The organism is Methylorubrum pseudosasae, from assembly GCF_029504475.1.
Classification (GTDB): Bacteria; Pseudomonadota; Alphaproteobacteria; order Rhizobiales; family Beijerinckiaceae; genus Methylobacterium; species Methylobacterium extorquens.
In genome coordinates, this window is record NZ_JAQGDU010000001.1 from 81,824 (window position 1) to 95,805 (window position 13,982).

Annotated in this window: 10 protein-coding genes and 1 pseudogene; 6 read left to right on the forward strand and 5 right to left on the reverse strand. The window is 67.8% G+C overall.

Annotation, left to right across the window (positions count from 1 at the left end):
- Positions 1 to 4: 4 nt before the first annotated feature.
- Entirely contained in the window at positions 5 to 283 is a 279-nt protein-coding gene (locus M2437_RS00495) for a hypothetical protein (RefSeq protein ID WP_253386718.1), read from the reverse strand.
- A 244-nt stretch (positions 284 to 527) separates the two neighbouring features.
- Here M2437_RS00495 and M2437_RS00500 point away from each other — a divergent pair.
- The 4 genes and pseudogenes from M2437_RS00500 to M2437_RS00515 all read left to right on the forward strand — a co-directional run bounded on the left by M2437_RS00500 (position 528) and on the right by M2437_RS00515 (position 8,086).
- A pseudogene (locus tag M2437_RS00500) lies at positions 528 to 4,911 on the forward strand (strawberry notch-like NTP hydrolase domain-containing protein).
- A 23-nt stretch (positions 4,912 to 4,934) separates the two neighbouring features.
- Complete coding sequence (locus M2437_RS00505; RefSeq protein WP_253386716.1) at positions 4,935 to 6,005, forward strand: DUF7146 domain-containing protein; 1,071 nt, start codon at positions 4,935 to 4,937, stop codon at positions 6,003 to 6,005.
- A 339-nt stretch (positions 6,006 to 6,344) separates the two neighbouring features.
- The gene (locus M2437_RS00510; RefSeq protein WP_253386715.1) at positions 6,345 to 7,271 is read left to right on the forward strand and encodes a DUF2493 domain-containing protein; all 927 of its coding nucleotides are present in this window, start codon (positions 6,345 to 6,347) and stop codon (positions 7,269 to 7,271) included.
- 641 nt (positions 7,272 to 7,912) lie between these two features.
- Positions 7,913 to 8,086, forward strand: a complete 174-nt coding sequence (locus M2437_RS00515) for a hypothetical protein (protein WP_253386714.1) — start codon at positions 7,913 to 7,915, stop codon at positions 8,084 to 8,086.
- Positions 8,087 to 8,289: 203 nt separating this feature from the next.
- On the opposite strand, the gene M2437_RS00520 is transcribed toward M2437_RS00515, so the two are convergent.
- A complete protein-coding gene (locus M2437_RS00520; RefSeq protein ID WP_253386713.1) occupies positions 8,290 to 10,005 on the reverse strand; it encodes a type IV secretory system conjugative DNA transfer family protein in 1,716 nt (571 codons plus the stop codon).
- A gap of 46 nt (positions 10,006 to 10,051) precedes the next feature.
- On the opposite strand from M2437_RS00520, the gene M2437_RS00525 reads away from it, so the two are divergent.
- Complete coding sequence (locus tag M2437_RS00525; protein WP_253386712.1) at positions 10,052 to 10,735, forward strand: hypothetical protein; 684 nt, start codon at positions 10,052 to 10,054, stop codon at positions 10,733 to 10,735.
- 364 nt (positions 10,736 to 11,099) lie between these two features.
- Here the strand turns inward: M2437_RS00525 and M2437_RS00530 are convergent, their stop codons facing one another.
- Both M2437_RS00530 and M2437_RS00535 read right to left on the reverse strand, forming a co-directional pair.
- Positions 11,100 to 11,492 carry a type II toxin-antitoxin system VapC family toxin gene (locus M2437_RS00530; RefSeq protein WP_253374164.1) on the reverse strand — a complete coding sequence of 131 codons (393 nt, stop codon included), beginning with the start codon at positions 11,490 to 11,492 and terminating at the stop codon, positions 11,100 to 11,102.
- A gap of 4 nt (positions 11,493 to 11,496) precedes the next feature.
- Positions 11,497 to 11,745 carry an AbrB/MazE/SpoVT family DNA-binding domain-containing protein gene (locus M2437_RS00535; protein WP_253374165.1) on the reverse strand — a complete coding sequence of 83 codons (249 nt, stop codon included), beginning with the start codon at positions 11,743 to 11,745 and terminating at the stop codon, positions 11,497 to 11,499.
- A 177-nt stretch (positions 11,746 to 11,922) separates the two neighbouring features.
- Here M2437_RS00535 and M2437_RS00540 point away from each other — a divergent pair, with 177 nt between their 5' ends.
- Positions 11,923 to 12,984 carry a tyrosine-type recombinase/integrase gene (locus M2437_RS00540; RefSeq protein WP_277570159.1) on the forward strand — a complete coding sequence of 354 codons (1,062 nt, stop codon included), beginning with the start codon at positions 11,923 to 11,925 and terminating at the stop codon, positions 12,982 to 12,984.
- A 76-nt stretch (positions 12,985 to 13,060) separates the two neighbouring features.
- Here the strand turns inward: M2437_RS00540 and M2437_RS00545 are convergent, their stop codons facing one another.
- Positions 13,061 to 13,972 (reverse strand): TIR domain-containing protein, encoded by a 912-nt coding sequence (locus M2437_RS00545; RefSeq protein WP_253386710.1) that lies wholly within the window; start codon positions 13,970 to 13,972, stop codon positions 13,061 to 13,063.
- Between the last annotated feature and the right edge of the window lie 10 nt (positions 13,973 to 13,982).

Below are 13,982 nucleotides of genomic sequence, written 5' to 3' on the forward strand. Positions count from 1 at the left end.
ACGTCTAGTGGATCGAGTCCGCAATCTCCTTGCGCGTGAGGGCGCGCGCTGCGGCCTGCATGCGGGGGCGGTCCGACCCGACGAAAGCATCTTGCGGCAAGACATCTTGCGGCACGACCGGCTCGATCTCGTCGTCGGGCGCGGACCGGAGCGCCCTGGACACCGTCGTGATGAGTGCGGCAAGCGCCTCCGGCGGTAACCTGTTGCCGGCGACGTACCCCTTCACGATCTGAACCGTGCACCGCACGATCTCGTCGTTTTCGCTCGCTTGCGGCCGGCTCAACCGAATTATCCCTCGGCGACTTCTTTCGAGCGCATGCATGAGAAGATTTCTTCATTGAGTCAATCGTCTGAAAGTTTCACTACCTTTCCCGAGGTGCGGGCATGGCCGATTATGTCTTGGATACCCCCTGAAGTATATTTGAGCGGGGATTAAAAGGCAGAGGAAGGAAGCCGGAGATCGAGCCGGCGCGAGCGCGAGAGAGAGAGCCTTGCGGACCGGCGTGAGCCCTACAGGAGGCCGCCCCGTGAACGTCTCGATCAGCCGGAACCACTTCGTCAGCACTGCCCTCACCCCCATTCCAGCACCGGCCGCGATCCTTCAGGCCGGCACGCGCCTCGCCGAGATCCTGGCGCAGGGCCGGGCCATCGGAACGGACGTTCTGCGGGAGGCCATGGAGACGGCCTGCGGCGGCAGCGACTCCGAGGGCTTGTGGCTGTGGAAGGACGCCTACGAGGCCGGCGAGGTCGCCCAGGTGGTGTTCCTGCGCCGGTTCTGGCCGGCGATCCGCGCCAAGGCGGCGACCCCGGCCGCCCGCCTCGCGATGCTCGGCCGGATCGCCAGCCTGCTGCCGACCCACACGCGGCGGAGCGAGGAGAGCGAGGCCTTCCAGCAATTTTCGACCCCACTGCCGCTCGGCTACGTGGCGGCGCTCGCCGCAGGCCTGTGCCCGGGCGAGGTGCTGCTGGAGCCGTCGGCTGGCACCGGCCTGCTCGCGGTCCACGCCGAGCTTGCCGGCGCACGCGTCCATCTCAATGAGCTGGCCGCGACCCGGGCCGGCTTGCTCGGGGCGCTCTACCCGGCAGGCTCCGTCACCGAGCTCGACGCGGCGCAGATCCACGATCGCCTGCCCGAAGACGTGGCGCCGAGCGTGGTGCTGATGAACCCGCGGTTCTCCGTCGCGGCGCATGTCGAGGGCCGCTATCGCGATGCGACCGCCGACCACCTCCGCTCGGCCCTCTCCCGCCTCGCCAGGGGCGGACGCCTGGTCGCCATCACCGGCGAGAGCTTCCGGCCGGACCGGCCCGCGAGTGCGGGAGCGTTCACCGCCCTTGCCGCGCGGGGCGGGCGGCTGGTGTTCTCCGCCGGCCTGTCGGGCCGCGCCTATGCCAAGCACGGCACCACCGTCGACGTGCGCCTGTCCGTGTTCGACCGCCTGCCAACGGGCGAGGCCGGCCCATGCGTGGCGCCCCTCGGCGTGTCCGAGGATCCGGCCGCCCTGCTGGAGGCCGTGCTGGCGAACGTGCCGCCCCGGCTCGCCCCGCCGTCTTCCCCTGATACCTCCCAGGCCGGCGCGCCGGTCCTGCGCAGCGCGATCCCCGGCCTGTCACGCAGGCCGGCCGCCGTTCGACCGTCCGCTCCGCGTCCGGCGCCCACCGCGACCGCGGTGGCGACCGAGACCGCCGACCCGATCGCCTACACGGTGATCGAGGAGCTGCCGGCGACGCTGGTGACCGAGGCCGCCCTGTACGAGGCCTACACGCTGGAGACCCTGTGGATCGAGGGAGCCCAGCCCCATCCGACTCCGCTCGTCCAATCCACCGCCATGGCCTCGGTGCGGCTGCCCCGGCCGAGCCACGCCCCGCGCCTGCCGGCCCCGGTCGTGAGCCAGGGCCTGCTCTCCGAGTGCCAGCTCGAGACCGTGATCTACGCCGGCGCCGCCCATGATCGCCACCTGCCGGGCCACTGGACCGTCGACGAGACCGGCACGATCCTGTCGGCCGCCGCAGCAGGCAGCGAGAGCGCTGTGCGCTTCCGCCAGGGCTTCTTCCTCGGCGACGGCACCGGCGCGGGCAAGGGCCGCCAGGTCGCCGGGATCATCCTCGACAACTGGATGCAGGGCCGCCGCCGGGCGCTCTGGATCTCGAAGTCGGACACGCTCCTGGAGGACGCCCGGCGCGACTGGCGCCATCTCGGCCAGGAGCCGCTCCAGATCGTCCCACTCTCCCGCTTCGCGCCCGGCAAGCCGGTCGCGCTCACCGAGGGCATCCTGTTCACGACCTTCGCCACCCTGCGCGGGGCCGGTCGCAACGGGTCCGGCTCGCGCCTCGATCAGATCCTCGCCTGGCTCGGACCGGATTTCGACGGCGTGATCGCGCTCGATGAGGCGCATCAGCTCGCCAACGCCGCCGCCGGCTCCGGCGACCGCGGCGTGGTCGAGGCCTCGCAGCAGGGAAGAGCCGGGCTCGCCCTGCAGTACCGTATTCCGGATGCCCGCGTGGTCTACGTCAGCGCCACCGGTGCCGTCACGGTCGAGAAGTTGGCCTACGCCCACCGGCTTGGGCTCTGGGGTGGCGGCTCCTTCCCGTTCCCGACCCGTTCCGACTTCGTCTCGGCCATGCAGCAGGGTGGCCTGGCGGCCATGGAGGTGCTGGCCCGCGATCTGAAGGCCCTCGGGATCTACACCGCCCACTCGCTGTCCTACGCCGGCATCGAAGTCGAGTTCCTCGAGCACGAGCTCACGCCCGAGCAGACGGCGATCTACGACGCCTATGCCGACGCCTTCCAGGTCATCCACACCAACCTCGACGCGGCGCTCAAGGCGTCGGGCGTCACCGGCGCCTCCGGCACCCTGAACCGGGCGGCCAAGTCCGCGGCGCGCTCGGCCTTCGAGTCGAGCAAGCAGCGCTTCTTCAACCACCTGCTCACGGCGATGAAGTGCCCGAGCCTGATCGCCGATATCGAGGGAATGATCGTCGAGGGCCACGCCGCCGTCGTGCAGATCGTCTCGACCGGCGAGGCGCTGATGGAGCGGCGGTTGGCCGAGATCCCCTCATCCGAATGGGGCGACCTGCAGGTCGACGTCACGCCGCGCGAGTACGTGATCGACTACCTCGCCAGCGCCTTCCCGACCCAGCTCTACGAACCCTACACCGACGACGGTGGCATCGTCCTATCCCGGGCCCGTGACCGACGAGGAGGGCCGGCCCGTCCAGTGCCGCGAGGCGGTGGAGCGCCGCGACGCCCTGATCGAACACCTGTGCGCCCTCGCCCCGGTGCAGTCGGCACTCGACCAGATCCTGCACCACTTCGGCACGCAGAGCGTCGCCGAGGTGACCGGCCGCTCGCGCCGGATCGTGCGCCAGACCGGGCGTGACGGCGTCGATCGCCTCGTGCTCCAGAACCGGCCCGGGGCCGTCAACCTCTCGGAGACGCAGGCCTTCCAGGACGACGAGAAGCGGGTTCTCGTGTTCTCGGACGCAGGCGGCACCGGGCGTAGCTACCACGCCGACCGGGGCGCGAAGAACCAGCGCCTGCGCGTGCACTACCTGCTCGAGGCAGGCTGGAAGGCCGATGCGGCGGTGCAGGGGTTGGGTCGCACCAACCGCACCAATCAGGCGCAGCCGCCACTGTTCCGGCCGGTCACCACCAACGTGAAGGGCGAGAAGCGCTTCCTCTCCACGATCGCCCGGCGCCTCGACACCCTTGGGGCGATCACGCGCGGCCAGCGCCAGACCGGCGGCCAGGGGCTGTTCCGGCCCGAGGACAATCTGGAGGGGCCCTACGCCGCCACGGCGCTGCGCCAACTCTACTGGGCGCTCGTGCGGGGCGAGATCGAGGGCTGCCCGCTCAAGCAGTTCGAGGCGATGACGGGCCTCGCCCTGACCAACGAGACCGGGGGCCTGCTCGACGAGTTGCCGCCGATCGGCCGCTTCCTCAACCGCGTGCTGGCACTCCGCATCAACGTCCAGAACCTCCTGTTCGAGGCCTTCGAGGAGCGCCTGTCCCTGGTGATCGAGGGTGCGATCTCGGCCGGGGTGTACGACGTCGGGGTCGAGGTGCTGACGGCGGAATCCTTCACCGTCACGGACCGCGAGGTGGCCTACACCCATCCCCAGAGCGGCGCGCGCACCCATCTGTTGACCATTGCCGAGCGGCGCCGGCTCCGGCCGCTCGACCTCGACGCCGCACTCGACCTGATCGCCGACGGCTACACGCCGGTCGTCAACGCGAAGTCCGGCCGTCCGGCGCTGATGGGGAAGGCGGCCAGCGAAACCCGCGAGGACGGCTCGGTGGTGGCCCGGGTGCGCCTCGTGCGCCCGCTCCAGCGCCAGATCCTCGACCGCGAAGCCTATGCCCACTCGCGGTTCGAGGAGGTGACGGAGGAGGCGTTCCGGGCCGCGTGGAAGGCCGAGCTTGCGGCCCTGCCCGAGTTCGAGGAGCGGACCCTCTACGTGGTCACGGGCCTGCTGCTGCCGATCTGGGACCGGTTAACGGGCATCGACATGCGGGTGTCCCGCCTCATGACGGATGCGGGCGAGCGCATCGTCGGCCGCGTGGTGGAGCCGCAAGACCTGCACGTCACCCGCGAGCGGCTCAACCTCGGCGCCGGCAGCACCTTGGCCCCGGCCGAGGCCTTCGCCGCCGTGCTCGGCGGGCGGGCCAGCCTGCAACTCGCCGGTGGCCTCCAGGTCAGGAGAGCCCGAGTGATGAGCGAGAACCGGGTGGAGGTGATCGGGGCGAGCGAGGGTGCGCGGGCTGGGCTCAAGGCCATCGGGCTGTTTGCCGAGGTGATCGCCTGGCGAACCCGCCTGTTCATCCCGAGCGGCGAGCGTGGAGCGCAGATCCTGGCGGCGGTGTTCGAGCGCCATGCGCTCCTACGTTGCGTCGCCGCCGCCACTCACGCTTAATGCGCAGACCGGAGGAGGCCGACATGCCGACCCATCCCACCGCCGCTGATCTCTCCCGCCAGCTCGCCGACAACGTCGAGGCGTTCTGCCGGCGCTACCTCTCGAACGGCCACCGGAACGGCCGGTGGTGGTGTGTCGGCGACGTCCACAACACGCAAGGCGAGTCGCTGTACGTACGGCTCACCGGCCCGAGCAGCGGCAAGGGCGCCCGCGGCAAGTGGACGGACGCGGCGACCGGCGAGCACGGCGACCTGCTCGACGTGCTCCGGATCCAGCACAGCGAGAGTTGGCGCGATGCCCTGGAGGAGGCGCGGGGGTTCCTGAGCCTGCCCCAGCCGCCCGTGTCGGAGCGGGCCCGCCCGCTCCCGGAGGCGCGCGACACCACCGGTTCGGCCCGGCGGATGCTGCGCTACGGCCGCCCGATCGCCGGCACCGTGGCGGAGGCCTACCTGCGCTCGCGCGGGCTCGAGCACGCCGTCACCCAGCCCGCGTTACGCTTCCACCCGCGCTGCCTGTACCGGCTCTCCCGCAAGGACCCGGCCGGCCCGGACACCTATCATCCGGCCCTGCTTGCCACGGTCACCGATCTCTCGGGCGCCGTCATGGCCGTCAGCCGGACGTGGCTCGCTGCGGACGGGCGTGACAAGGCCGCCTTGCGCAACCCGCGACGGGCCCTCGGCAACCAGCTCGGCCATGGCGTGCGCTTTCCCGGCACGGTGTCCGATCTGATGGTGGCCGGCGAAGGGGTCGAGACCGTGCAGTCGGTCCAGCGCGTCCTGCCGGGCGTTCCGCACGTCGCCGCCCTGTCGGGGGCGCACCTCGCCGCCCTGATCCTTCCTCCCGGCCTGCGCCACCTCTACATCGCCCGCGACGCCGATCCAGCCGGCGAGCGGGGAGCGGCGATCCTGCGCCGGCGCGCCGAGGCCGAGGGCATCCTGGTGACCGACCTGGATCCTCGCGAGGACGACTTCAACACCGACCTGCGCCACCTCGGCCCGCAGGATCTCGCCCTGCATCTGGCGCCCCAGCTCGACCCGAACGACGCGGTGGCGCACCTCCGGTTCGAGGAGGCAGCGGAGTCGATCGCAGCCTGACCGGGGCCTTCGGGGAGGGTCGATCCGCAGGCTGTCCGGGCCCGTGAGAGGGCCTTTGCGTCCACGGCCTTCCTGAGAGGGCGACGGGTGCCGGGTCGGGGGCCTTAGGCGCAACGGCCCTGTCCGACGATTTTCCGCCGCCGCCTGACGGCGGCTTTGCATCGCGAGGCAAAATCGACGGCCAGGGTCGTCCTCCGCTTCGCTCCGGCCCGCGCGGCCGCATCACCTGACGGTGCGATGCGGACCCTCGCGCGGGTGCGCCAGGCCCCCCGGCCCGGCCTTTGGTCGCCACGAAGGCCACGATGGACGCTGGCCTGCCGGACCCGAAGGACCACCGCGATGCTCGACCACCTGACCCACGACCTCGATGAGGACCTGCCCGCCGATCCCACCCTGCTCGAGGAACTGGCGCTGACCGGCTACCGCCCGTTCGAGGAGCACGACGACCCCCGGCCGCTACCGGCAAAGCGCGCGATGGATGGGGCCCTGACCGTGGCGATCACCGCCCTCGAGGGAGCCTTCGCCGGCACCCGCCTGGAGGACGACCTCGAGGACGTGCTGTGGGGGTTCGTGAACGTCTTCCACCGCCGGGTCGAGCAGATCGATCGCAAGCTCGACGAGAACGAGCAGGCGCAGCGCATGAGCCAGCGCGATCAGGACGGCAGCGAGGTGCTCTCGGTCGAGCTGGAGCGCCTCACCGCCCTCGGGCTCACCCTGTCGGAGCGCCGCAACAGCTTCGAGTACGCCCGCGACGCCGCCGCCCACCTCTTCACCCGAACCACCCGGTCGCTGTGGCGCCCGCGCTCCGGCTCGCAGGTCAACCGGGCCACGATGACCGCGGCGATGATCGACAGCCGGGACTTCGTCAACGCGCGGCGCCGGGCGGAGACCGAGATCCACCTGCCGCAGGGCACCCGGATCGCCTTCACCGGCGGCAAGGAATACCAGAACGTCACGGTGATCTGGGACACCCTCGACAAGGTCCGGGCCAAGCACGCCGACATGGTGCTGATGCACGGTGGCGGGGAAGGCGCCGAGCTGATCGCCGCGAAGTGGGCCGAGAACCACCGGGTCCAGCAGGTCGTGTTCAAGCCCGACTGGAAGCGCCACAAGCGGGCCGCGCCCTTCCGGCGCAACGACCTTCTCCTCGAGCAGGATCCGATCGGGATCGTGCACTTCCCCGGCGGCGGGATCTCCGACAACCTCGCCGACAAGGCAATGGCGAAGGGCATCCCCGTCCGGCGGGGCGTGAAGGCCGGCGCGTGAGCGCCGGCCCCCTCGATCAGCGGCTTTGCAACAGGGCCGCTATTCCTCGACGCGACGCAATAGCCAGGCGGCCCGGGTCTGTAGAATAGGCCGCCGGAAGGGATCCTTGGACGCCGGGGAGGATGTCCGAGAGGCCGGGTTAGCACGGTAGCGGAGCCGACCGGAGGCAAGCTGGAAGCGGCCCTCCCCAGCGAGAGGTGCCCAGCCGGTCAGGCGTCGAGGCTGGAGGCGTCCGGAGCGGGCGCCATACCGGGACGCGGCGGTGCGTTGGGGGCGTCCTCCCGAGCCAATCCGGGGCAGCGGCGAGGGTGGGAGACGGCCACCTCGCCCCATCCGGCAAGCCCGGAGTCCGGTCGATCCGCCCAAGCGGAAACGTCGATGAAACGCGGCGCCGACGTTCGCCACAGCGACGGACCGTCCCAACACGATGGCGACAAGGGAACAGACGCCGTCACCGCCCGCAACCGTCCGGCCAGACGATTTTCCCCTGGCGCTGCGCGCCATTCCTCGCGGGACAAAATCGTCAGGCCTCCCGGTCCTCCGCTGCGCTCCGGCCCCTGCGGGGTGCGGGCGGCGCCGTCGCCTGTTTGAGGGGTCGCATCGCGCAGGGACGGTCCCGAGCGCCTCAGGAAACCCAGCCGATGCCGCGCCCCACCTCGAGCCTCCCCGCTCACGCCCGCTACGCCCTCGTGACCCACGTCGTCGAACTCCAGGCCGAGCTGGCCTCCATCTCCTGCCCGCGCGAGCGGCGCACCATCACAGCCGAGCTGAAGGCCGCCCAGGCGCGGGTCGCCCAGCTCTCCACGGAGGGCTGAACCCCCTCCTCCAGGGCCGCCCCACGGCGGCCTTCAATCCTTCGAACGGGGCGAGGCAGCACCCTGGTTCGTGCCGCGGGTTGCGACCGAGAATATCGGGTTTTCAGGGGGATCAATAAGCCATCGGCGGCCCCCGCAGGGAGGCCGCCGAACCGTCCCTGCGGACGGGTTTCGCCGCCGCTGACGCCGCGCCAAGCGGCCCGTCAGGCCGCCTCCCTGGCATCCTTCAATTCATCGCTTTCGGCATCAATCGCCTCCTGCGCTTCGCGGGTGTGGAAGCGGTTGGCGCCGACCAGCTTCTTCATGTCTGCACGGCGGAAGTAGATCGCCCGTCCGCACCGGATCGGCTCGACGCCGCCGACGAGCAGGATCTGCTCGTCGCGCCGCATGGTGATGATCTCGTCGGGCATGATGAGGGCGCGCTTCTGTAGGCTGGTCGAGGCCGACAGGCTGACCCCGCCCGAGCCCTTGCCGCCGGACCGGGCCTGCTGGCTGTAGGAGATGATCTCCTGCGTGTAGTACCCGCAGCGCTCCGACAGCCATTTGGCGGTATCGATGTCGGTGATCGCGGAAAAGCTCTGCCAGGCCGTCGACTCGAACCAGGCCGACACGGCATCCTTGTCGCCCCCCCATTGCTGTCGCAATTGACCGAGCGATTGGTACACCATCACGAGCGTGATGCCGTACTTCCGGCCGGCGTCGCGTGCGACCTCGATCAGGCTCATGTTGCCGAGCCGCGCCGCCTCGTCGAGGAGGAAGGCGACCCGGTCCTTGATCTCGCCATTGGCGTGATAGAGCGCGTTCATCAGCCCACCGATGATGACCCGTGCCAAGCCCGCAAAATTCTGCAACGTCTGGAGATCGATGGCGATGAAGACATCGATATCGTCGTCGATCAGGTCGAGGCTGGAGAACTCTCCATCCGACACGATCGCGGCGTATTCCTTGAACGACAGCCAGTTGGTCAGGTCGGCCGCCGTGGCGTAGACGCCCGAGAACGTCTGCGGTGTCATGCTCTTGAACGGCCCCAGCGCCAGCTTGGCGAACGAGCCGTTATCCTCCGCCCGAAGGATCTTGCTGAGCCGCTCGAGGAAGTCCGGTTCCGGCTCGGAGATCACCTCGCGCAGGGTGCGCAGGGTGCGCGGCTTTTCGTTGAACGAGCGGTTGAGGCAGATGTAGGCGAGGACCCCGCGCAGGAGCTGCAAGGCCGAGTTGCGAAAGAAGTCCTTCGGATCGTCGCGCTTGACCGGCCCCGTGGCGATCCATCCGACCACGGCCGAGATATCGTTCTCTGCGGAGTTCTCACCCCGACCGATCCAGTCGAGCACGTTGAACCCGCTCATAGGGTTCTTCGGCGTGATGCAATGAACGCGTCGAGAGGCCCCCTTGCCGCGGAGGTTGCGGCGATAGTCGCATAGCATCGGATGCAACTCGGTCGATGGATCGAGCACGACCGCGTTTCCGGGCCACGACAGAAGCATCGGGATCACCGTGCCGGTGGTCTTGAAGCCGCCCGATCCGGAGAACACGAGACCGTGAGTCGAGCCGATATCGCAGTTGAAGCCCATCATCGGCATCCGGCCCCCCGAACCCCACGTCTTGGGATCGTTCGGCTTGAACACGCGTGACGTGCTCTTCGAGTCGAGATCGGGACGATACCGCTCGCCGAGAACCAGGTCGCCATCCTCGGGAAAAAGCTCGCCCGCGAGCTTCATCGTTGCCCATTCGGCGTCACCGTAAGCAGCGGATTTCGAGCGGATCGGCTTGTTGTATCCGCGCGTCGTCTTCTTCACACGCACGAGAGATACGAGCGGTGTGATGAAGGCGACGAAGCCCGCGAACATCACGGCGCAGAACAGCGGAATGTCGGCCCGACGCATCAGAGCGCGGGCATCGGCACCGGGGTTCTGAGCGGTCAAGCAAGCCCTCTACGACCGCGTCGATCCGAAGACGCATCTGAAGCTCATGCTCGATGCGCTGCGCTCCGATTTGCGCGTGGCGGTCAAGAGCCCCGGCCCTCTCTACAAGGCGATCTTCGCCGAGCTGCGCCAGCCATTGGAGGTCTATTCCGAACGGGTCGGGACGCTGCTGTCCGACCCCGATCAGCATGGGGGGCTGCGGGGGCGCAAGGGCTGGTTCGTCCCCAAGGCCGAGAAGGAAGAACGGGTGAATGCCGAGGCTGCGTATGAGCGAGTCTCGAACGTGGCCAGCGGGCTCAAGGCGCAGTTCGAGGCTTCGGCCGAGAAGGGCCGCGCGGCGGAGATGCTGTACCGCAAGCGCCTGCTGATCGAGGTGCCGGGCGTGTCCCCGATCGCGGCGGCCGCGCTCGCCAAGGTCGGGCGCATGCCGGCTACGAAGGCCCTCGACGACGCGGTCGTGGAAGCTGTCTCGACGCCCGAATTGCGGGCCGAGGTGCTCGCCTTCGCCGAGGCCGTCGGGCGGCGTTTCGGCGCGAATGGCGCAATCGGGCATTCGCCGTCCGAGGGCCTCGGCCCGGATCAGTGGCTCACGTCCGAGGAGCGCCAGATCCTCAGCGGCGGCGGCTACGTCGCCTCCTACGTCGAGGACGGCACCGATGTGGCCTGTCACGACTCCCTTACGGAAGCCATCGCAATCCCTAGAGAAACCGCCGCCGCAGTCAGACCCTGAAAAGCCATCGGCCCCCACCTCCCGGCAAGGAGATGAGGGCCGACTGACCGTCATAGGATTCGCGAGGGCTAAAAGCGCTCCTCACAAGCCAAAGAATATCCCCGGGCCTCAAGCGAGAAGGCACACTTCTTGTGACCATTGAGGCCGTTCAGCATCCGGTAGCCTCCGTTATACGTGCGGTGATCGACGAAATCGCATGACCTGATGTGACCAAGTCGCTCCGGCCGCATGCGGAGACAGAAGCCATACGGCTCACCGTCTCAACAACTTCAGGGTTGACGCAATCAGCGCTCATCCTTCAGCACTCCTGTTTCGTCTCTGATCCGATCGTCAGCTTTTGCCATAGAAGCGGTGCCGGTCATCGTCAGCGCACGAGTTCAACCTTGACGCCGACTGCATCGTCAAGATCAGCCCAGGCTTGGTCAGCCGTGAGAGCGGTGAGGCGCTTCGACTTCGCCAGCGCCAAGCAGGCGCGGTCCCCGAATGAGAGACCGGCCTGCCGCGTGGCCTGACGAAGCGCACCGCCTTCGACGGCCTGCACGCGATCGAACTCGACCACCGTCAGGTGCAGGTGCTCGAGCGCGCGACCCACCGTCGCGACGGCCCCCCCACGCTCCACGAGCTTGGCCACGACCTCCGAGTAGTTGACCGCGGAGATGACCGATTCGGAGAGGGCTGCACGCACGCGGTCCTGTCCATCCTCCTGATTAAGCAGGCAGAGCAGGGCGGATGCGTCCAGAGCGTAATTGGCGGCCACGAAGTCACTCCTTGGCCGCTTCCGCACGCCGGTCAGAGATCAGCTCATCGACTATGCTGACCCCGTCGGTGACCAGACCGCGAACGAGCTTCTGGATCTCGGCAATGGCTGCATCGCGCGATCGGACCCGAAGCTCCCCATCGACCATCTCCATCACGACGGTATCACCGACCTGAAGCCCCATCTCGCGACGGAAGCTGGCAGGGATGACGAGTTTCCCTCCATCCACGATTTTGGTTGAGCGCGAATCCATGGTATTCCTGCCGCTTGGGTAGCACAGTGGTATCTATACCAAAAAAGCTGGGGTGGCCAGAAATGCCGGTTATCACATGAAGTGACGTTCATCCCCGAGTGTGATATTGCATCCGATAATACCAACTATCGTTGAAAATTTGTGGATCGTTAGGATTTGAACGGCTACGCTCCGACCATGGAGCTTGACGCCGCCAATCCCACCTCCGAACCGACGCGCGACGCGTTCGCGCTGCCGATCCCGTTTGCCGATGCGCTGCCGCCCGGCCTCGACCTGCTGATCGAGCGGCTGGAGCAGCACGCCCGCGCCGCGCGCGGTGCGTTCGCTGACAACACGGTCCGCGCGCTCGCCGCCGACAGCCGGATCTTCGCCGCTTGGTGCCGAGAGGCGGGGAGGGCGATGCTGCCGGCGACGCCTGAGACGGTCGCGGCCTTCATCGATGCGCAAGCCGATATCAAGGCGCGCGCTACGGTCGAGCGCTACCGCTCCTCGATCGCCGCGCTGCACCGCGCCGCCGGTCTACAAAACCCCTGTGCCGACGAGATCGTCCGGCTCGCGGTGAAGCGGATGACCCGGGCCAAGGGCCGGCGCCAGAAGCAGGCCGAGCCGCTCAATCGGGGCAGCATCGAGCGCATGCTGGAGGTGAAGACGCCGGGCCGACTGCACCGGCGCGTCACCGAGGCGAAGCGCGAGATGCCGCTGATCGCACTACGCAACGCGGCGCTGGTCGCGGTGGCCTACGACACGCTGCTGCGCCGCTCCGAACTCGTCTCTTTATATATAGGGGATCTGCACAAGGGCGCGGACGGCTGCGGCACCGTGCTGGTGCGGCGCTCGAAGGCCGACCAGGAAGGGGAGGGGGCAATCAAGTACCTCGCCCCCGACACCATGGCGCACATCGAGGCCTGGCTCTCGGCCGCGCACCTCGAGAGCGGGCCGCTTTTCCGGCCGCTGACAAAGGGCGGGCAAATCGGCGCTACAGCTCTGGGGGGAGGGGAGGTGGCGCGGGTGTTTCGTGATCTCGCCACGGCGGCCGGGCTGAAATTGGCGCGCTTGCCCTCCGGGCACTCGACGCGGGTCGGGGCGACGCAGGACATGTTCGCGGCCGGCTTCGAGTTGCTCGAGGTGATGCAAGCCGGCTCGTGGAAGACGCCGGCGATGCCGGCGCGCTACGGCGAACGCCTGCGCGCGCAACGGGGAGCCGCCCGAAAGCTGGCAACGTTACAAAACAGAGCTTAAACTGATTATATAAAAAGAATATTAATTATATTAATTTTATAAAAAGTAATTAAATTGATCAAAATAAATTCAATAATCATATATTCCGTCCGAGTCGCATGATGTGGTCGCGCAACGTATTGCAGGCAGGCCCCATAAGGGCACCTATGTCGCTACTAGGCTTGAATTGATACTTGATAGTTGTAATACCAGCGAGATCGCTTGGTAGCTTAAGCTTTGTGCTTGCTGGCTCCATAAGAATGGCGCGCTGTCGTCCGAGACTACCCATGAAGAACCCTAACTCGAATACGACATTGTCTCTGGGCGTTGGCCACTCTTCGTCCCGGACCTCGGTCTTGTCGTCGGGGTGAGCGACGGCTACTGCGAAGTCGGATTGCCTTAATTCTTCTTCGAGCGTCTCCAGCGTGTAGTTCGTTACCTTGAACACGCCGTTCGCCCACACGACGGTCAGAAACGGGTCGTTCGCGAGCGCATTCTCAATGGCCCGCGCTACTGGAAGGGCCTCCGAGGACGAGAACAGAAATACGCGCGGCTTCTCGTTTGCGGGTCGGATTAGTGCGTTCCGTTGCTCCAGGCGTCGCGCCAACTCCTGCGCCATGCGTCGCCAGACCTCGGGGTACTGGTCAGCGACGGTGGAGAATTCGGCCTCGGTGACCTTCAGGACGACGGCTTCGGTCGTTGCCGTCACGGTCGCTGCGCGTGCTTGGAATGGCGCGATGGCGGCCATCTCCCCGATCTGATCTCCTCGGCCGCGCATGCTAACGCGGTGGTCGTTCACCACGACCTCGAAATCGCCAACTACGATGAAAAACAGGTCATTATCGGTGCCTCCCTGCTGAATAATCGATGTGCCAGGCGCAACGCGTGTAAGGTGCCCCACCTCGACTAGAGCTTCGGCGAGGCCGGGCGTCCCGTTGACAAGCCTTTGACGCGCTATCTCCTCCACGAGATGCTTCTGACCCCGATCGCCCTGAAACCGTTCGAACATGTCACATTCT